We start from the raw sequence: 19026 nt of genomic DNA, 5'->3' as shown, positions 1-19026 counted from the left end.
TTGTGGGGTAAAGTGGGTGAATTGAAAATAAAAGGGGTATAATCGGGTATGTTTCGTGGGGCAACACTGGTTAATCTCGACAGCAAAGGGCGTCTAACCGTGCCGACTCGTTACCGAGGTATGCTGAACGAGGAATCGAAAGGGCAAATGGTCTGTACCATTGACCTTCACCAGCCGTGCCTACTGCTTTATACCTTACCGGAGTGGGAGATTATCGAAGAAAAGCTTTCTCGGTTATCGACGATGAACCCAGCGGAACGACGCGTGCAACGGCTGTTACTGGGCCATGCAAGTGAATGTCAAATGGACAACGCGGGGCGTCTTTTGTTAGCCAATACATTGCGTCAGCATGCAGGGCTAACAAAAGAGGTCATGTTGGTTGGCCAGATTAATAAATTTGAACTTTGGGATGAACAAACTTGGTATCAGCAAGTGGAAGATGACATTGCCGCTGAGCGCCTTACCAATGAACCACTTTCAGCCCGCTTACAGGATTTGTCACTTTAATAATGACGCAACAGCAATTTAAACACGTAACAGTATTACTGGATGAAGCCGTGAACGGCTTAAACATTAAACCTAACGGTATCTATATCGATGGCACATTTGGGCGTGGGGGCCATTCAAGGCTGATATTAAGCCAGCTTGGCGAACAAGGGCGGTTGATCGCCATTGACCGTGACCCAGAAGCGATAAAAGCAGCTCAAGCAATTGATGACCCTCGTTTTATGATTAAACACGGCCCATTTTCTGCGATTGCAGAGTATGTGGAAGAAGAAGGTTTAGTTGGGCAAATTGATGGTGTATTGCTGGATTTAGGCGTCTCTTCACCGCAGTTAGATGACCCAGAGCGTGGCTTTTCATTTATGCGTGACGGGCCGTTAGATATGCGAATGGACCCAACCAAAGGGCAATCTGCACAGCAATGGTTGATGGACGCAGAAGCGGATGACATTGCTTGGGTTTTAAAAACTTTTGGTGAAGAGCGTTTTGCGAAACGAATTGCGAGAGCGATTGTTGAGCGTAACCATAACCCAGAAGAAGAGCCATTAACACGCACACGGCACCTGGCTGAATTAATCGCAAAAGTTAGTCCGATGAAAGATCGGCACAAACACCCAGCGACGCGTAGCTTCCAAGCCATACGGATTTATATCAATAGTGAATTGGAAGAGATAGAAAAAGCGCTAGAAGGCGCAATGAACGTTTTAGCTCCACAAGGTCGTTTATCGGTTATCAGCTTCCATTCTTTGGAAGACAGGTTAGTAAAGCGGTTTATCCGCAAAAACAGTAAAGGGCCATCAGTACCAGCAGGTATTCCGCTAACTGAAACGCAGATTAAAGCATTAGGCGCAGCGCAGTTACGTGACCTAGGCAAGATGAAACCTTCTGAAAACGAAATTGACGAAAATCCACGCGCACGGAGTTCTGTGTTGCGGTTTGCTGAAAAGGCGGCGGAATAATGGTTCCAGAAAGGCACAGCCTAGCACGCGTCATTGGGCGTGATTTATTTCGTTATGGCATCGTTCCTTTGATTTTATTGTCTGCAATTATAATTAGTGCCGTTTTTGTCGTGACTACCGCACATGAAACGCGTTTGTTAACGGCCGCAAAAGATAAATTGTATGAAGAAAAAGACTTATTAGATATCGAATGGCGCAATCTGATCCTTGAAGAAAATGCCCTTGCGAGCCATAGCCGAATAGAACGTTTATCGGTTGAAAAATTACAGATGGTACAAGTTGAACCATCACAAGAAAAAATTATTGTTTCTAAGCAATAAAAAAGGTTCCTAATGAAAGCACCAAAAACAGCGAAAAATAAGAAACAAGAAGAAAGCACCAGCTTTGTCCGCTGGCGCTTTATTTTGCTGTGCGGATGCATTGTCTTGGCGTTAGCAGGGTTGCTAACTCGGGTGGCTTATCTGCAAATTATTGCGCCAGAGAAACTGGTGAAAGAAGGCGATATGCGCTCTTTACGAGTGCAAGAAGTTGCAACCTCTCGAGGTATGATAAGCGACCGAGAAGGGCGGCAACTGGCGGTAAGTGTGCCCGTCAATGCGATTTGGGCAGACCCCAAAGAGGTGTTTGAAAAAGGGGGGATCAGCAATGACGAACACTGGAAAGCACTGGCAGACGCACTTGAAATTCCACTAGAACAAATTACGAGCAAAATATCGGCCAATCCAAGAGGCCGTTTTGTGTATTTAGCGCGCCAAGTTAACCCCTCTATTGGTGATTACGTTAAAAAATTAAAAATACCGGGTATTTACTTACGCAAAGAATCTCGTCGTTATTACCCATCAGGCCCAGTTACCGCTCACTTATTAGGGGTAACAAACATTGATGGTGAAGGGATTGAAGGGGTTGAAAAAAGCTTTGACCGTTGGTTAAAAGGTGCGCCGGGCGAACGTACTGTCCGCAAAGACCGTAATGGGCGAGTGATTGAAACGATTTCGTCTATTGACAGCCAAGCTGCGCATAATTTGACATTAAGTATTGATGAACGAATTCAATCGATTGTTTACCGTGAACTAACACGTGGCGTGCAGGAAAACAAAGCTGAATCGGGTGTGGCAATTTTAGTGGATGTTCATACCGGTGAAATTTTAGCTATGGCGAATAGCCTATCCTACAACCCAAATAACTTAACCGGTACATCAATGGATGCAATGCGTAACCGCGCCATTACGGATATTTTCGAACCGGGTTCGACGGTAAAACCGATGGTGGTAATGAGTGCGCTACATAACAGAATTATTAAAGAAAACTCAGTAATTAATACTTATCCATATCGTATTAGCGGCCATGAAATCAAAGACGTAGCACGATATGCAGAGCTAACAATTACTGGGATTTTACAGAAGTCGAGTAACGTAGGTGTTTCAAAACTTGCGTTAGCGATGCCTGCCACTGAGCTGGTGGATGTGTATAGCCGCTTTGGGTTTGGCAAGCCGACTAATCTGGGGTTAGTCGGGGAAAGTAGTGGCATCTTTCCAAGTAAAAAAACACGGTGGTCTGATTTAGATAGGGCCACCTTTTCTTTTGGCTACGGGCAAATGGTAACACCGTTACAGTTAGCGCGAGCCTACGCAACCATTGGTAGTTTTGGTATTTATCGGCCGCTATCCATCACAAAAGTTGATCCTCCTGTGTCAGGAACACGCGTTTTTCCTGAACCAATCATGCGAACAGTGGTTCATATGATGGAAAGCGTGGCTTTACCCGGAGGCGGGGGAGCACGAGCGGCAATTAAAGGCTACCGTATTGCGATTAAAACAGGGACTGCGAAAAAAGTGGGGCCTGAAGGGCGTTATATTAATAAATATTTAGCTTACGCTGCTGGTGTTGCTCCTGCGAGCAATCCACGCTATGCGTTAGTGGTGCTTATTAATGAGCCAAGCGCGGGTAGTTATTATGGTGGTGCAGTATCTGCACCGGTATTTGGTTCGATTATGGGCGGCGTTTTACGGTTGATGAACGTTGAACCTGATGCATTGCAACCAAATGAACAAAATGAAATTGTAAATAGTCAAAAAGAGGTTAAAAGTGGCAGATCGTAATCTTTGTGATCTACTCTCACCCTTTGGTGTGAGCACAACTCCAATCTCACTACGTGAGATGACGCTAGACAGCCGAAAGGCTGCCGCGGGCGATCTGTTTATTGCAATAAAAGGCCATCAATCGGATGGGCGACACTATATTCCTCAAGCGATTGCTCAAGGGGTTTCCGCTGTGATAGCGGAAGCAGAAGGTGAAGCCGTTGAAGGCGAAATTCGTTTTGTTCACGGTGTACCTGTTATTTATTTAAATGACCTGAATAACCGTTTATCAGCTCTTGCTGGTGAGTTTTATCAGCAGCCATCAGCAAATATGAAACTTGTTGGCGTGACCGGTACTAATGGCAAAACAACCACGACACAATTAATTGCTCAGTGGGCTCATGGACTAGGGGAAACTAGCGCTGTAATGGGAACTGTGGGTAATGGCTTATTAGGCCATGTATCACCAAGCGAAAACACCACAGGCTCTGCGGTAGATATCCAACTTGAATTGACTCAGTTATTAAACCAAAAAGCGACATTAACCGCGATGGAAGTGTCTTCTCATGGCTTAGTGCAAGGTCGTGTTGCCGCTTTACAGTTCGATGCCGTTGTGTTTACTAATTTAAGCCGTGATCACCTTGACTATCATGGTGACATGGAGAGTTATGAAGCCGCGAAATGGCTATTGTTTTCTACACATAATGCAAAATCGCAAATCATCAATGCAGATGATGTTATTGGCTTGAAATGGCTACAACGTTTACCACAAGCCTGCGCTGTTACGATGGAAAACCGTATCCCAGCAGACTGGCAAGGACCATGGTTGAAAGCCACTGAAGTGGAATACCACGACAAGGGCGCGACCATTCATTTTGACTCCACTTGGGGCAAAGGCGCATTTGAAAGCCCACTGATGGGGGCATTTAATGTCAGCAACTTATTAGTTGCAATGGCAACCTTGCTAATGATGGAGTATCCATTGGATAAACTGCTTGCGGCGGCCTCTTCATTGTCACCCGTTTGCGGTCGAATGGAAGTGTTCAGTGCACCAAACAAACCGACCGTTGTTGTTGATTATGCACATACACCAGATGCGTTAGAAAAAGCCTTAGCGGCAGCGCGTTTACATTGTAAAGGGCAACTTTGGTGCGTATTTGGGTGCGGTGGTGACCGTGACAAAGGCAAGCGCCCTCTGATGGGAGCAGCCGCAGAGGAGTATGCAGATAAAATCGTTATCACTGACGATAACCCACGCAGCGAAGACCCAATTGATATTATCAACGACATCATGGCGGGCTTATTAGATTCGAGCCGTGCTTTGGCCATTCCGGGTCGCCCAGAAGCCGTGACAAACACCATTTTACAAGCATCTCCTGATGATGTGATTGTGATCGCTGGTAAAGGTCATGAAGATTATCAAATTATTGGCAATCGTAAATTAGATTACTCAGACCGTTTAACGGTAGCACGTCTGTTGGGGGTAATCGCATGATCTCGCTAACACTCGCTCAATTGGCGCAAGTAACTCAAGGGCAGGTTGAATCTGTTGCGGATACAACGCTCTTGATTAGCGCAGTGAGTACGGATAGCCGCAAAATTGCTGAAAATTGTCTCTTTATTGCTTTAAAAGGTGAACGCTTCGACGCCCATGATTTTGCACAGCAAGTGGTGGTTTCGGGAGCGAAAGCATTACTCGTTGAGCGCAAACTGGAAGTGGATTGCCCTCAAGTCATCGTAAAAGACACGCGTATTGCGATGGGCCAATTAGCAGCATGGGTTCGTCAGCAAAGTAGAGCTCGAATTGTTGGTTTGACGGGGTCTTCAGGCAAAACATCGGTCAAAGAAATGACCGCATCCATTTTATCTGAGCGCGGTAAAACTTTATATACCGCCGGTAATTTAAACAACGATATTGGTGTGCCTTTGACACTATTTCGTTTAACAAATGATGATGACTTCGCGGTGATAGAAATGGGTGCAAATCACCCAAATGAAATCGCCTACACAACCAGTATTGTTAAACCAGAAGCGGCGTTAGTTAACAATTTATTTGCTGCGCACTTAGCGGGCTTTGGTTCACCTGAAGGGGTTGCTAAAGCGAAAGGTGAAATTTATCAAGGCGTTCCTGAAGAAGGAACCGCGATTGTTAACCTTGATAGCTACAGTGAAAAATGGCAGTTTCAGCCACGCCAAACTGTTTGGTATTACTCGCTAACGCCACAAGCAAAAGCGGATTTCTATCCTTCTGATATCCAAGTGAAACAGCTGACAACAGATTTTGTGTTACATACCCCTGTTGGAAGCGTTGATATCACTTTGCCATTACCGGGGCTACATAATATCGCGAATGTATTAGCAGCGAGTGCATTGGCGATTTCAGTTGGCGCTAGCCTAGAAGACATCAAAAACGGCTTAGCAAAAACACAAGCAGTACCAGGGCGTTTATATCCAGTGCGCTTGAGTGAGCACAAAGTGGTATTAGACGACACTTATAACGCGAATGATGGCTCGATGATTGCGGCAATTCATGTCCTTGAAAAAATGCCGGGCTACCGCATCTTGGTGGTTGGGGATATGGGGGAGCTGGGCGATTATGCAGAAGATTGCCATCAGCGTGTTGGTGTTGCCGCTAAGCAGGCTGGCTTAGACAAAGTATTCAGTGTTGGTCAATTAAGTGAGTTGATCAGCCAATTTAGTGAGTGTGGTGAGCACTTCACAGTGAAAGCAGATTTATTAACCCGACTAATTCCGCTAGCACAGCAGAAGGACGTTGTTTCTATTTTAGTTAAAGGTTCACGCAGCTCCGCGATGGAAGATGTGGTGAATGCATTGAAGGAGTGCTTCGAATGTTAGTCTGGCTTGCCGAAATGTTGGTCCACAAGTTTTCTGTTCTGAACGTCTTCTCTTATTTGACGTTCAGGGCCATTGTCGGTTTGCTGACAGCACTCGCTATTGCATTGTGGATGGGACCTCATTTAATTGCTTACCTACAAAAAATGCAAATTGGTCAAGTCGTTCGTAACGAAGGCCCTGAGTCTCACTTTAGTAAGCGTGGAACCCCAACCATGGGCGGGTTATTGATTTTATTTTCAATCACCGTTTCAACGTTGCTATGGGCTCGCTTAGACAACCCTTACGTTTGGTGTGTTCTGCTTGTGCTCGTTGGGTATGGTATTGTCGGTTTTGTTGATGATTACCGTAAAGTGGTACGCAAAGATACTCGTGGTTTAATTGCCCGTTGGAAATATTTTTGGCAATCCGTGATTGCGTTAATTGTTGCCTTTTCCATGTACGCGATTGGTAAAGATACTCCGGCAACTCAGTTAGTTGTGCCATTTTTCAAAGATGTGATGCCACAACTGGGCATGCTGTATATTTTGTTGACGTATTTTGTGATTGTTGGAACCAGTAACGCCGTAAACCTAACCGATGGTTTGGATGGCTTAGCTATCATGCCAACGGTATTCGTTGCCGCAGGTTTTGCATTAGTGGCATGGGCAACAGGTAACGTCAATTTTGCCAGTTACTTACATATTCCATTCTTACCCCATGCAGGTGAATTAGTGATTGTCTGTACTGCCATTGTTGGAGCAGGGTTAGGCTTCTTATGGTTTAACACTTATCCAGCGCAAGTATTTATGGGGGATGTTGGCTCATTGGCGCTTGGCGGTGCTCTAGGGACTATTGCGGTATTACTGCGCCAAGAGTTTTTATTAGTGATTATGGGCGGTGTGTTCGTCGTTGAGACGCTGTCAGTTATTTTACAAGTCGGTTCATTTAAATTGCGCGGACAACGTATTTTCCGTATGGCACCAATTCACCACCATTATGAATTGAAGGGTTGGCCAGAGCCACGTGTTATCGTGCGTTTCTGGATTATCTCGCTAATGTTAGTCCTGATTGGGCTGGCAACCTTAAAGGTGCGTTAATATGGTCGATTATCAGGGTAAGAACGTAGTCATTATTGGGCTGGGGATCACCGGCCTATCTTGCGTTCACTTTTTCTTGGCACGCGGTGTTGTCCCCCGTGTTATGGATACCCGTGAAGTGCCGCCAGGTGTAGATAAACTCCCAGCAAATGTGGAATGTCATAGTGGTAGCTTGAATAATAGCTGGCTACAAGCAGCCGATTTAATTGTTGCTAGTCCAGGAATTGCGTTGGCAACGCCTCAGTTACAGCAAGCGGCAGAAAACAGCATCGAAATTGTGGGTGATATCGAACTGTTTTGCCGTGAAGCGGATGCACCGATTGTCGCCATTACCGGTTCAAATGGTAAAAGTACCGTCACGTCATTGGTGGGTGAAATGGCGAAAGTAGCGGGTATTTCAGTTGGTGTTGGTGGAAATATTGGTACGCCTGCGCTTTCATTACTCAATGCAGGGCATCGTTTATACGTTTTAGAGCTTTCAAGCTTCCAACTAGAAACCACATCAAGCCTAGAAGCGACCGCTGCGACAGTCTTAAATATTAGTGAAGATCATATGGATAGATATCCATTAGGTCTAGACCAGTACCGTGAAGCAAAATTAAAAATTTATCACAATGCTAAAAACTGCATTGTTAACGTACAAGATGCGCTGACCTTACCCGCAAATCATACTTTGGGTGAATGCATAAGCTTTGGCTTAAATAGTGGTGATTATTTCTTTGATACTCAAAAACGGGTGTTAGTGGCGAAAGGAAAAGAGCTGCTCGATGTCAACGAAATGCACCTAACGGGTCAACATAATTATCTCAATGGGTTAGCCGCGTTAGCATTGGCGGATGCCGTGAATATTCCTCGCTCTGCATGCCTTCAAGTCTTGAAAGAATATACGGGGCTAGCACATCGCTTCGAGTTAGTGTTATTCAACAACGGTGTGCGCTGGATTAATGACTCTAAAGCCACAAATGTTGGAAGTACGGAAGCGGCGTTAAATGGGTTACATGTGGATGGCAATATCTATTTATTATTGGGTGGTGATGGTAAGTCAGCTGATTTTTCACCATTAAAACAATATATTGCTGCGGATAACTACCGTCTATACTGTTTTGGTCGTGATGGGAAAGCATTAGCTGATATGGCCCCTGAAAAATCCGTCTTGACTGAAACTATGGAACAAAGCTTACGCCAAATTGCGCCACAATTAAAAGCGGGGGACATGGTGTTGTTATCCCCTGCATGTGCCAGCTTGGATCAGTTTAAAAGTTTTGAGCAGCGTGGGACTGTCTTTGCTCAATTAGCCCAGGAGCTAGGTTAATGACGATACCGGGTGCGATGCGTTTAAAAAATTGGGTCATTGGTGAAAAAAATGGCGTGATTTCAGGCTCAACGCTTTACGACCGTACATTGGTGTGGTTGGCATTCGGTTTAGCCGCGGTGGGTTTTATTATGGTCACATCCGCCTCCATGCCAGTTGGCCAGCGCTTAACGGAAGATCCTTTTTATTTTGCTAAGCGTGATGTGGTGTATATCGTCATCGCATTTATTTTAGCCCTAGGTGTCATGCGTATTCCGATGGCGGTTTGGGAAAAGTACAACTTCGTATTGTTGATGGTTTCACTTGGCATGCTCGTCGTGGTACTGGTGGCTGGGAGTTCAGTTAACGGGGCATCTCGCTGGATAGATATCGGTTTGGTTAAAATTCAACCGGCAGAAATTTCGAAATTTACGTTATTCTGTTACGTGTCCAGTTATTTAGTGCGTAAGTCTGATGAAGTCAGAACCCGTTTTCTTGGCTTTATCAAACCGATGTGTATTTTGATTGTGATGGCGTCATTGCTTTTATTACAACCTGACTTAGGGACCGTTATCGTATTAGTGGTAACCACTCTGGGGTTGTTGTTTTTAGCGGGAGCAAGGTTAGCCCCCTTTATTATTGGTATTGCCGCTTGTGCGGTGGGGGTATTGGCTTTGATTTGGTTCGAGCCGTACCGCTTACGTCGAGTGACGTCGTTTTTGAACCCGTGGGATGACCCGTTTGGCAGTGGTTATCAGCTAACCCAATCTTTAATGGCCTTTGGTCGTGGTGAAATGTTTGGGCAAGGGTTAGGAAATTCAGTACAAAAATTAGAATACTTGCCAGAAGCACATACTGACTTTATTTTCTCAGTTTTAGCCGAAGAGCTCGGGTACTTTGGCGTTGTATTGGTTCTGCTGATGGTCTTTATGCTGGCATTTAGGGCAATGATGATTGGCCGTCGCGCATTGATGTCGAACCAATTATTCGGTGGTTATTTGGCTTGTTCAATTGGTATTTGGTTTACCTTCCAAGCTTTGGTTAACGTCGGTGCCGCATCAGGCATGTTACCAACAAAAGGTTTAACACTGCCGTTAATTAGTTATGGTGGTTCGAGTTTACTGGTGATGGCTGCCGCCATTGCGATATTACTGAGAATTGATTTTGAAACACGCCTTGAAAAAGCGCAGGCGTTTGTAAGGAGCACTAAATGAGTCAGGCAAAGAAATTACTCGTCATGGCAGGTGGAACCGGAGGGCATGTTTTTCCGGGGTTAGCTGTGGCTCATTATTTGCAGGCTCAAGGCTGGGAGATCCGTTGGTTAGGTACGGCTGACCGAATGGAAGCCACATTAGTCCCTAAGCATGGTATCGATATTGAATTCATTCAAATTTCGGGACTCAGGGGTAAAGGTATTGCCGCACAACTGGGGGCACCATGGCGTATTTATAAAGCTATCCGCCAAGCAAAAACGATTATCAAGCGTTATCAGCCAGATGCAGTATTAGGCATGGGGGGCTATGTTTCAGGTCCTGGTGGTATTGCGGCATGGCAATGCGGTGTACCCGTTGTGCTTCATGAACAAAATGGAATCGCGGGTTTAACGAATAAATGGTTATCGCGGATCGCAAAAAGAGTGTTACAAGCCTTTCCGGGCGCATTTCCTGACGCACCAGTTGTCGGGAACCCGGTACGTGAAGATGTTTTAGCACTACCGGCACCCCAGGTACGTTTAGCAGACCGAGAAGGCGCTGTACGCGTATTAGTCGTTGGTGGTAGCCAAGGGGCACGGGTTTTGAATCAAGTGATGCCTCTTGTTGCTGAAAAAGTAGGCAAACAGTTAAATATCTGGCATCAAGCGGGAAAAGGCAGTAAGGAATCAACAGAAGCATTGTATAATGAGCATATGCAAGTTTCAGGCAATTCCGAGTATAAAGTTACTGAATTTATTGATGATATGGCGCAAGCTTACGCATGGGCAGATATTGTCGTCTGTCGGTCTGGTGCACTAACAGTAAGTGAAATTGCAGCCGCAGGTTTACCGGCTATTTTTGTTCCTTTTCAACATAAAGACCGTCAGCAGTATTGGAATGCATTACCGCTAGAAAAAGCGGGAGCGGCTAAAATTTTAGAACAGTCACAATTTACCGCAGATGCTGTGGCGAGCTTATTAGAGCAATGGGATAGAAACGAATTACTCTCAATGGCTGAAAAAGCGCATAGCTGTGCAATTACTGATGCAACAGAACGAGTTGCTGCCGTGATTTGTGAAGTGGCTAAATAATATTAGCCATAATTGATACCGAATTAATTAGAAGCGAAGAAATATAGTGAATACACAACAATTAGCGAAATTAAGAACATCAGTGCCAGAAATGAGAAGAGTCAGGCACATCCATTTTGTCGGCATCGGCGGTGCTGGCATGGGTGGTATCGCTGAAGTGTTGGCAAATGAAGGCTATGAAATTAGCGGTTCAGATTTAGCACCCAATGCAGTGACACAACAATTAACCGCATTAGGCGCAACGATTTACTTTAATCACCGCCCAGAGAACGTTGAAAATGCGAGCGTTGTCGTCGTATCAACAGCGATTTCAAGCGAGAACCCTGAAATTCAAGCCGCCAAAGAATTGCGTATTCCAGTTATTCGCCGTGCAGAAATGTTAGCTGAATTAATGCGTTACCGTCATGGTATTGCCGTTGCAGGTACCCACGGGAAAACCACCACCACAGCAATGATTTCTGGGATTTATGCACAAGCAGGCCTTGACCCTACATTTGTGAATGGGGGCTTAGTTAAATCAGCAGGAACACACGCGCGTTTAGGTAGTAGCCGCTACTTGATAGCAGAAGCTGATGAAAGCGATGCTTCGTTCTTACATTTGCAACCGTTAGTTGCCGTTGTGACAAATATCGAAGCAGACCATATGGATACTTACCAAGGCGACTTCGATAATTTAACGAATACGTTCATTAATTTCTTGCACAATCTGCCATTTTACGGGCGTGCAGTGATGTGTATTGATGACCCTGTGATCCGCTCGTTACTACCAAAAATTGGTCGTTACATTACCACTTATGGTTTTAGTGAAGACGCTGATGTGCGTATCACCCAATATGAGCAAAAAGGAAATCAAGGCTTTTTCACCATTGCCCGTGAAAATATGCCAGAGCTGACGGTGGTTCTAAATGCACCGGGACGTCACAATGCCCTTAATGCGACAGCTGCCGTTGCTGTTGCAACTGAAGAAGGTATTGATGACCTTCATATTTTATCTGCACTAGTTGAATTTCAAGGTACGGGTCGTCGCTTTGATTTCCTAGGGAATTTCCCTCTGCGCAATGTGAATGGTAAAGAGGGGGAAGTGATGCTAGTCGATGACTATGGTCACCACCCAACGGAAGTTGACGCAACGATTAAAGCAGCGAGAGCAGGTTGGCCAGATAAACGCATTGTTATGGTATTCCAACCGCATCGTTATACTCGTACTCGTGACTTATACGATGATTTTGTTAATGTTTTAGGGCAGGTAGATGTGCTGCTGATGCTAGATGTATATTCAGCGGGTGAAAAGCATGTACCGGGTGCAGATAGCCGCTCATTATGTAGAACAATTCGTGGCCGCGGTCAGATTGATCCTATTTATGTAGCAGATACTGAACAAATTCCACATATTTTAGCTCAAACTCTTGATGAAAATGATTTAATTTTAGTTCAAGGCGCAGGAAATATTGGTAAAATAGCCAAAAACTTGGCAGAAGCAAAATTACAGCCACCGATGGTTGAGGAATAAAAATGACAGAGAAAGTTGCGGTTCTATTAGGGGGCTCATCCGCTGAACGTGAGGTTTCACTTCAGTCAGGAAATGCTGTGCTGGCGGGGTTACGCCAAGCAGGCATTGATGCTCATCCTATTGACCCCCAAGATTTCCCTGTAGAAACACTGAAAGATGCAGGTTTCAATAAAGTTTTTATTGCATTACATGGCCGTGGTGGTGAAGACGGGACATTGCAAGGGCTGCTAGAAACATTAAATCTGCCTTATACCGGCAGTGGTGTTATGGCTTGTGCACTTAGCATGGATAAGCTGAGAACAAAACAATTATGGCAAGGTGCAGGGCTAAGTGTGTCGCCATATGTTTACTTAACAAAGCAGCAGTATAAGCAGGCTTCTCGTGAACAAATTGTTGCTAAAGTACAATTGCTAGGGTTACCGCTCATTGTGAAGCCGAGCCTAGAAGGCTCAAGTGTTGGCATGAGTAAAGTTGATAGCTTAGAGGCATTGCCCGCTGCATTGGATCTCGCGTTTCAATTTGATGAAACATTGTTAATTGAAAAATGGTTGAGTGGCCCTGAGTTCACGGTTGCAGTGTTGGGAGATAACGCTCTGCCGTCAATTCGTATTCAACCACCGGGTATTTTTTATGATTACGAAGCGAAATATTTATCTGATGAAACCCAATACTTTTGCCCAAGTGGCCTAGGTGAACAGCTCGAGTCTGAACTCACAGACTTAGCGCTGAAAGCATACCAAGTTGTTGGCTGCGAAGGTTGGGGACGAGTTGATGTAATGCAAGATAACGATGGTCAATTTTATCTGCTGGAAGTTAATACATCGCCAGGTATGACAAGCCATAGCTTAGTACCGATGGCAGCTCGTCAAGCGGGGATGAGTTTTTCACAGTTAGTTGTACAAATTTTGAAATTGGCTCGTTGATATGTCACAAGCAGCACTAAATGTTAGGCATCATAATCAGAAGAACGACGAGGACCCGCGTTCAGGGCCAAGTAATGGTGCGTTTTTAGGTGGGTTATTTTTCTTTCTATTTGTGGTTGGCACTATCATCTGGAGTGGTTGGATGGTGATGACTTGGATGAAAGATGCTGACAGGCTGCCGATGTCTAAATTGGTGCTAACGGGTGAACGCCATTACACCAAAAATGATGATGTCAGAAAGGCCATTTTAGCGTTAGGGCAGCCGGGAACGTTTATGACCGTCGATGTCAACGCTATCCAAAACCAAATAAGTATGATGCCATGGGTACGCCAAGTGACAGTGCGTAAACAATGGCCAGATGAATTGAAAATTCATATTGTTGAATACCGCCCATTCGCTAGGTGGAATGATCAAAACATGGTGGATGAACAAGGCCGAGTATTTAATTTGCCGGTTAGCGAAAATGGTAAAGGGGATTATGTGTTGCTTTATGGGCCACAAGGTAGCCAGAAAGAGGTTCTCAAAGAATATTCTATCTTTAAGAACACATTAGCGGCACATAACCTAAAGCTAAAATCACTATCGATGACAGCCAGACACGCATGGCAAATTATTTTAGACAACGATGTTAGAATTGAATTAGGTAAGAAAGAAGTGTCAGAGCGGTTAAATAGGTTCCTTGAACTGTATCCGCTTTTGCAGCAAACAACGGATAAACGTGTTGACTATGTTGACTTACGTTATTCCAGTGGTGCTGCGGTGGGCTGGGCGCCACTCTTGGTCGATGCTCCACCGGAGTTACAATAAAAACGATGACTAATAACAAAAATTAGGCAGAAAAAATGATTAAAGCAACGGACAGAAAATTAGTGGTAGGCCTTGAAATTGGAACTTCCAAGGTATCAGCCCTTGTTGGCGAAATTCTGCCCGATGGTATGGTTAATATTATTGGGGTGGGAAGTTGTCCATCTCGTGGAATGGACAAAGGTGGCGTAAACGACCTTGAATCAGTGGTAAAATGTGTGCAAAGAGCCATTGATCAGGCGGAACTTATGGCCGACTGCCAAATTTCATCGGTTTACCTTGCACTATCGGGTAAGCACGTCAGTTGCCAAAATGAAATTGGTATGGTGCCAGTTTCAGAAGAAGAAGTGACGCAAGAAGATGTTGACAGTGTTGTGCATACAGCAAAATCAGTGCGTGTTCGTGATGAACACAGAATTTTGCACGTGATACCGCAAGAATTTGCAATAGATTACCAAGAAGGGATTAAAAACCCAGTTGGTTTATCGGGTGTACGTATGCAAGCTAAAGTTCATTTGATTACCTGCCATAACGATATGGCGAAAAATATTGTTAAAGCCGTTGAACGTTGTGGGTTAAAAGTTGATCAGCTTATTTTTGCTGGTCTCGCTGCAAGTTATAGCGTTTTGACGGAAGATGAGCGTGAATTAGGTGTATGTGTCGTCGATATCGGCGGCGGTACTATGGATATGGCGGTTTATACTGGTGGGGCTTTGCGTCATACGAAAGTGATCCCCTATGCAGGTAACGTGGTGACAAGTGACATCGCGTATGCGTTTGGAACACCTCCAAGTGATGCCGAAGCCATTAAAGTGCGTCATGGTTGTGCAGTCGGTTCTATCGTTAGTAAAGATGAAACTGTCGAAGTGCCAAGTGTTGGTGGGCGACCACCACGAAGTTTACAGCGTCAAACCTTAGCAGAAGTTATCGAGCCACGGTATACTGAGCTGTTAAACTTAGTAAATGAAGAAATTTTAAATTTACAGGAACAGTTGCGTCAACAAGGTGTCAAACACCATTTGGCAGCTGGTATCGTGTTGACGGGTGGAGCCGCACAAATTGACGGTCTAGTCGAATGTGCGCAAAAAGTGTTCCATACGCAAGTGCGAATTGGTACACCGCTCAACATCACAGGGTTAACGGATTATGCGCAGGAGCCATATTACTCAACAGCAGTAGGGCTTCTGCATTACGGTAAAGAAAGTCACTTAGGCGATGATACCGAAGTAGAAAAACGTGCATCAGTTAGCGGATGGTTTAGTAAAATCACCAGTTGGCTGAGAAAAGAATTTTAATTTTGATAAAGAAGCATATTATTAGCTTCGAAAGTAGTAAGCACAAAACGGAGAGACATTATGTTTGAACCAATGGAGCTAACCAACGATGCGGTGATTAAAGTCATCGGCGTTGGCGGCGGCGGCGGAAATGCCGTTGAACACATGGTGCGTGAACGTATTGAAGGCGTCGAATTCTTCGCTGTCAATACAGATGCGCAAGCGCTGCGTAAAACCGCAGTTGGACAAACTATCCAGATCGGTACAGGTATTACCAAAGGTCTGGGTGCAGGTGCAAACCCTGAAGTTGGCCGTAATGCCGCTGAAGAGGACCGTGAAGCGCTGCGTAATGCTTTAGATGGCGCAGATATGGTCTTTATCGCAGCCGGTATGGGCGGTGGCACAGGGACTGGCGCAGCTCCGGTTGTTGCCGAAGTTGCCAAAGAATTGGGTATTCTGACAGTTGCTGTTGTGACTAAACCTTTCAATTTCGAAGGGAAAAAACGCATGGCATTCGCAGAAGCGGGTATCACTGAGTTGTCAAAACATGTTGACTCACTGATCACTATCCCAAATGATAAATTATTAAAAGTACTTGGTCGTGGTATCTCATTACTGGATGCTTTCGGTGCGGCAAATGACGTACTAAAAGGTGCAGTACAAGGTATCGCTGAACTGATTACTCGCCCAGGTTTAATGAACGTAGACTTTGCTGACGTACGTACTGTGATGTCAGAAATGGGCTACGCGATGATGGGGTCAGGTGTTGCTCGTGGTGAAGATAGAGCAGAAGAAGCGGCAGAAATGGCTATTTCTAGTCCACTTCTTGAAGATATCGACCTGTCTGGTGCACGTGGTGTATTAGTTAACATCACGGCTGGCTTCGACCTGCGTTTAGATGAGTTTGAAACGGTAGGTAACACTATTCGTGCCTTCGCATCTGATAATGCAACAGTGGTAATCGGTACATCTCTTGACCCAGAAATGCACGAAGAACTGCGTGTCACTGTTGTTGCTACAGGTATTGGTATGGACAAACGTCCAGAAATTACTTTAGTTAGCAACAAAATGTCTCAGCAGGCGTCAATGGAGCAACGCTATCAGCAAATGCAAAATAGCATGTCTTCATTAACAGAAGAGAAACCAGCTGCTAAAGCAGTTAACGACCAAAATACGCAAACAAACAAAGAACCAGATTATCTTGATATTCCTGCGTTCTTGCGTAAGCAGGCCGATTAATTTTATTTATATTGGTTTCTCCGCTTTTTGTGCTAAAATTTCCTACTGATTATCTTGTATGATGATCAGTAGGACTTATAACATTGCGAGAAAAATACGATGATCAAACAACGGACACTAAAACGTATTATTACAGCGACTGGTGTTGGTTTACATACCGGCAAGAAAGTTACGCTTACATTACGTCCAGCGCCGGCCAATACCGGGGTCATCTACCGTCGTACTGACCTTAATCCACCGGTTGATTTTCCGGCAGATGCAAAATCAGTTCGTGACACCATGTTATGTACATGCTTAGTTAATGAAGATAACGTGCGTATTTCGACTGTTGAGCATTTGAATGCTGCCTTAGCAGGGTTAGGTATCGATAACATTGTTATTGAAGTCAATGCGCCTGAAATCCCTATTATGGATGGCAGTGCAGCACCATTTGTATTCTTACTGCTTGATGGCGGTATTGAAGAGTTAAATTGTGCGAAGAAATTTTTACGTATAAAAGAAACTGTACGCGTTGAAGATGGTGATAAATGGGCTGAAATGCGACCTTATAATGGGTTTAGCCTTGATTTCACAATTGATTTTCAACACCCAGCAATTGATAGTAGCACACAACGCTACTCACTTGATTTCTCAGCGGAATCATTTGTAAATCAAATTAGCCGTGCGCGTACTTTTGGCTTTATGCGTGATATTGAATATCTGCAATCAAAAGGCTTATGCTTAGGCGGTAGTTTCGACTGCGCCATCGTTGTTGATGACTATAAAGTTCTTAACGAAGATGGTTTACGTTTTGAAGATGAATTCGTTCGTCACAAAATGTTAGATGCAATTGGTGATTTATTCATGTGTGGGCACAACATTATTGGCGCATTCACTGCGTTTAAGTCAGGTCATGCATTGAATAACAAGCTGTTACAAGCAGTTTTAGCGAAAGAATCTGCTTGGGACCTCGTCACATTTGAAGACGAAGCTCAATTGCCTGTCGCATTCAAAGCACCTTCAACGGTGTTTGCATAATACTTGATTATGCAGCTACCTTCGAAAGCTAATCGAAGCTAGCCTTTTCTGTTGGTTGCACTAGTACTCTCTCCGGCTAGTGCAGCCAGCCGCTCAAACCTTTCTTTTAATCCTTTCGGGCTATTTTCCGCTAATTTCAAAAGTGTTTTCGCTGTCTGTGTGCTTATCTGACGTTCGTTCATTTTTTGACTTGTTGAAGCTGTTTGCTTAGTTACTGAGCTATTTTGCTTCGATTTTCGCACAAGATCGGGATTGATTCTGATGTCGATAGAAGATAAAGATGGTAGAATAGATGTTCTTAATGCAGAAAGAAGATTGATTTTTTCGTAATTAAGTCGGGTCATCCAACTGGCATTTGCCACTTCAATGACCATAATATTATTACGGTAGTTTGCAACACGGCACATGGGTTTAATTTCAGCCGGTAGTAACCCTTTTACAGCCCGATTCAGTTTGATAATTGCTTTTGCATTACGCTGAATAGTTTGTAAAGTGTTCGATGATGTTGCCAATGATCCTTCAAGAACATCAAAAAGTGCTTGTGGATGACTATCTCTCATTTTTAGCTCCAGCTGAGAATGAAACAACGAATTACAAATAATAATTTTGTCACTTATTTATTATATAAGAGTTTGATGGGCATTTTAAATTTTTGGCGACAACTTGGTAGAAAATACTTTTGGTCCCACCTGTTATTAGGTGTGGTTGCCACGGGTGTCGGCTTGCCTACAATTTTAAATGCGTTATCAGAGTCTCAACATACACAGGTTAACTCTTCACCAGTTAATCGCCAAAACCAAGCTGTTAATGCTTTTGACAATTTATTTGCTCAACAGAATTCCCAACGCTCTTCGTCATCATCGTCATCTTATTCAGTAAATTACTGGCAGCAACATGCGGTAAGGAATGTCATTCGGCAGCTAACTTTTGCTTTTTCGGCAACGGAAGACGATGATGTAAACGCTGCAACAAAAGAGACTGAACAGCTTATTGTTCCACAATTGATGTTAGATACGCTGTATGCCATGTTAGCACAGCGCTCACTTCAGTGGGATGAAAGTGTTATCCAATTTAGTCATTATAACTATCCTCATATTATTGCCTACCAACCTGCAATTTGGATTGCCCAAGTTCACGGTATTCGTGCCGGTCCGTTAACAGCCTAATCTTCATTCATGACAAGCCAGCTTATTGCTGCGCTGTTTTATGT

At 44.3% G+C, this 19026-nt stretch carries 18 protein-coding genes; 17 read left to right on the top strand and 1 reads right to left on the bottom strand.

Annotation, left to right across the window (positions count from 1 at the left end):
* Positions 1–48 precede the first annotated feature (48 nt).
* From mraZ to lpxC, 16 genes are all read left to right on the top strand, one after another.
* The gene (mraZ, locus tag CYG50_RS13020) at positions 49–507 is read left to right on the top strand and encodes a division/cell wall cluster transcriptional repressor MraZ (RefSeq protein WP_102137385.1); all 459 of its coding nucleotides are present in this window, start codon (positions 49–51) and stop codon (positions 505–507) included.
* A gap of 2 nt (positions 508–509) precedes the next feature.
* Complete coding sequence (gene rsmH, locus CYG50_RS13015; RefSeq protein ID WP_102137386.1) at positions 510–1463, top strand: 16S rRNA (cytosine(1402)-N(4))-methyltransferase RsmH; 954 nt, start codon at positions 510–512, stop codon at positions 1461–1463.
* Positions 1463–1783: a cell division protein FtsL gene (gene ftsL / locus CYG50_RS13010; RefSeq protein WP_102137387.1), complete on the top strand. Its 321-nt coding sequence runs from the start codon at positions 1463–1465 to the stop codon at positions 1781–1783. Before rsmH ends, ftsL begins: the two co-directional genes overlap by 1 nt.
* A gap of 12 nt (positions 1784–1795) precedes the next feature.
* Entirely contained in the window at positions 1796–3562 is a 1767-nt protein-coding gene (ftsI, locus tag CYG50_RS13005; protein WP_102137388.1) for a peptidoglycan DD-transpeptidase PBP3, read from the top strand.
* Positions 3549–5036: a UDP-N-acetylmuramoyl-L-alanyl-D-glutamate--2,6-diaminopimelate ligase gene (gene murE / locus CYG50_RS13000; RefSeq protein WP_102137389.1), complete on the top strand. Its 1488-nt coding sequence runs from the start codon at positions 3549–3551 to the stop codon at positions 5034–5036. Before ftsI ends, murE begins: the two co-directional genes overlap by 14 nt.
* Entirely contained in the window at positions 5033–6397 is a 1365-nt protein-coding gene (gene murF, locus CYG50_RS12995) for a UDP-N-acetylmuramoyl-tripeptide--D-alanyl-D-alanine ligase (protein WP_102137390.1), read from the top strand. Before murE ends, murF begins: the two co-directional genes overlap by 4 nt.
* Positions 6391–7473, top strand: coding sequence for a phospho-N-acetylmuramoyl-pentapeptide-transferase (gene mraY / locus CYG50_RS12990; RefSeq protein ID WP_004262035.1), 1083 nt, complete (start codon positions 6391–6393; stop codon positions 7471–7473). Before murF ends, mraY begins: the two co-directional genes overlap by 7 nt.
* Position 7474: 1 nt before the next feature.
* The gene (murD, locus tag CYG50_RS12985) at positions 7475–8785 is read left to right on the top strand and encodes a UDP-N-acetylmuramoyl-L-alanine--D-glutamate ligase (protein ID WP_102137391.1); all 1311 of its coding nucleotides are present in this window, start codon (positions 7475–7477) and stop codon (positions 8783–8785) included.
* The gene (gene ftsW, locus CYG50_RS12980) at positions 8785–9978 is read left to right on the top strand and encodes a cell division protein FtsW (RefSeq protein ID WP_102137392.1); all 1194 of its coding nucleotides are present in this window, start codon (positions 8785–8787) and stop codon (positions 9976–9978) included. Before murD ends, ftsW begins: the two co-directional genes overlap by 1 nt.
* Positions 9975–11048, top strand: a complete 1074-nt coding sequence (murG, locus tag CYG50_RS12975; RefSeq protein ID WP_102137393.1) for an undecaprenyldiphospho-muramoylpentapeptide beta-N-acetylglucosaminyltransferase — start codon at positions 9975–9977, stop codon at positions 11046–11048. Before ftsW ends, murG begins: the two co-directional genes overlap by 4 nt.
* A gap of 46 nt (positions 11049–11094) precedes the next feature.
* On the top strand, positions 11095–12558 hold the full coding sequence (gene murC / locus CYG50_RS12970; protein ID WP_102137394.1) for a UDP-N-acetylmuramate--L-alanine ligase: 1464 nt from the start codon (positions 11095–11097) through the stop codon (positions 12556–12558).
* A 2-nt stretch (positions 12559–12560) separates the two neighbouring features.
* Positions 12561–13481, top strand: a complete 921-nt coding sequence (locus CYG50_RS12965; protein ID WP_102137395.1) for a D-alanine--D-alanine ligase — start codon at positions 12561–12563, stop codon at positions 13479–13481.
* Position 13482: 1 nt separating this feature from the next.
* Complete coding sequence (gene ftsQ, locus CYG50_RS12960) at positions 13483–14289, top strand: cell division protein FtsQ (RefSeq protein ID WP_102137396.1); 807 nt, start codon at positions 13483–13485, stop codon at positions 14287–14289.
* 35 nt (positions 14290–14324) lie between these two features.
* On the top strand, positions 14325–15581 hold the full coding sequence (gene ftsA / locus CYG50_RS12955; protein WP_004262024.1) for a cell division protein FtsA: 1257 nt from the start codon (positions 14325–14327) through the stop codon (positions 15579–15581).
* A gap of 60 nt (positions 15582–15641) precedes the next feature.
* Positions 15642–16799 carry a cell division protein FtsZ gene (ftsZ, locus tag CYG50_RS12950; RefSeq protein ID WP_004262022.1) on the top strand — a complete coding sequence of 386 codons (1158 nt, stop codon included), beginning with the start codon at positions 15642–15644 and terminating at the stop codon, positions 16797–16799.
* A 99-nt stretch (positions 16800–16898) separates the two neighbouring features.
* Positions 16899–17816, top strand: coding sequence for a UDP-3-O-acyl-N-acetylglucosamine deacetylase (gene lpxC, locus CYG50_RS12945; protein WP_004262020.1), 918 nt, complete (start codon positions 16899–16901; stop codon positions 17814–17816).
* 38 nt (positions 17817–17854) lie between these two features.
* Here the strand turns inward: lpxC and CYG50_RS12940 are convergent, their stop codons facing one another.
* Positions 17855–18376, bottom strand: coding sequence for a DUF721 domain-containing protein (locus CYG50_RS12940; RefSeq protein WP_102137397.1), 522 nt, complete (start codon positions 18374–18376; stop codon positions 17855–17857).
* A gap of 75 nt (positions 18377–18451) precedes the next feature.
* Here CYG50_RS12940 and secM point away from each other — a divergent pair, with 75 nt between their 5' ends.
* A complete protein-coding gene (secM, locus tag CYG50_RS12935) occupies positions 18452–18982 on the top strand; it encodes a secA translation cis-regulator SecM (RefSeq protein ID WP_102137398.1) in 531 nt (176 codons plus the stop codon).
* The last annotated feature ends 44 nt before the right edge of the window (positions 18983–19026 follow it).

The organism is Providencia huaxiensis, from assembly GCF_002843235.3.
GTDB classification, from domain to species: domain Bacteria; phylum Pseudomonadota; class Gammaproteobacteria; order Enterobacterales; family Enterobacteriaceae; genus Providencia; species Providencia huaxiensis.
The sequence above is the reverse complement of the archived record's forward strand: the minus strand, read 5'-3'. Positions and strand labels throughout refer to the sequence as shown.

Bases quoted from the DNA above. Each gene is read 5' to 3' on its own strand.
- murD (WP_102137391.1), top strand. From the start codon at position 7,475: ATGGTCGATTATCAGGGTAAGAACGTAGTCATTATTGGGCTGGGGATC.
- ftsL (WP_102137387.1), top strand. From the start codon at position 1,463: ATGGTTCCAGAAAGGCACAGCCTAGCACGCGTCATTGGGCGTGATTTA.
- murG (WP_102137393.1), top strand. From the start codon at position 9,975: ATGAGTCAGGCAAAGAAATTACTCGTCATGGCAGGTGGAACCGGAGGG.
- lpxC (WP_004262020.1), top strand. From the start codon at position 16,899: ATGATCAAACAACGGACACTAAAACGTATTATTACAGCGACTGGTGTT.
- mraZ (WP_102137385.1), top strand. From the start codon at position 49: ATGTTTCGTGGGGCAACACTGGTTAATCTCGACAGCAAAGGGCGTCTA.
- mraY (WP_004262035.1), top strand. From the start codon at position 6,391: ATGTTAGTCTGGCTTGCCGAAATGTTGGTCCACAAGTTTTCTGTTCTG.
- ftsZ (WP_004262022.1), top strand. From the start codon at position 15,642: ATGTTTGAACCAATGGAGCTAACCAACGATGCGGTGATTAAAGTCATC.
- ftsW (WP_102137392.1), top strand. From the start codon at position 8,785: ATGACGATACCGGGTGCGATGCGTTTAAAAAATTGGGTCATTGGTGAA.
- ftsI (WP_102137388.1), top strand. From the start codon at position 1,796: ATGAAAGCACCAAAAACAGCGAAAAATAAGAAACAAGAAGAAAGCACC.
- ftsQ (WP_102137396.1), top strand. From the start codon at position 13,483: ATGTCACAAGCAGCACTAAATGTTAGGCATCATAATCAGAAGAACGAC.
- secM (WP_102137398.1), top strand. From the start codon at position 18,452: ATGGGCATTTTAAATTTTTGGCGACAACTTGGTAGAAAATACTTTTGG.
- CYG50_RS12940 (WP_102137397.1), bottom strand. From the start codon at position 18,376: ATGAGAGATAGTCATCCACAAGCACTTTTTGATGTTCTTGAAGGATCA.
- ftsA (WP_004262024.1), top strand. From the start codon at position 14,325: ATGATTAAAGCAACGGACAGAAAATTAGTGGTAGGCCTTGAAATTGGA.
- murF (WP_102137390.1), top strand. From the start codon at position 5,033: ATGATCTCGCTAACACTCGCTCAATTGGCGCAAGTAACTCAAGGGCAG.
- rsmH (WP_102137386.1), top strand. From the start codon at position 510: ATGACGCAACAGCAATTTAAACACGTAACAGTATTACTGGATGAAGCC.
- CYG50_RS12965 (WP_102137395.1), top strand. From the start codon at position 12,561: ATGACAGAGAAAGTTGCGGTTCTATTAGGGGGCTCATCCGCTGAACGT.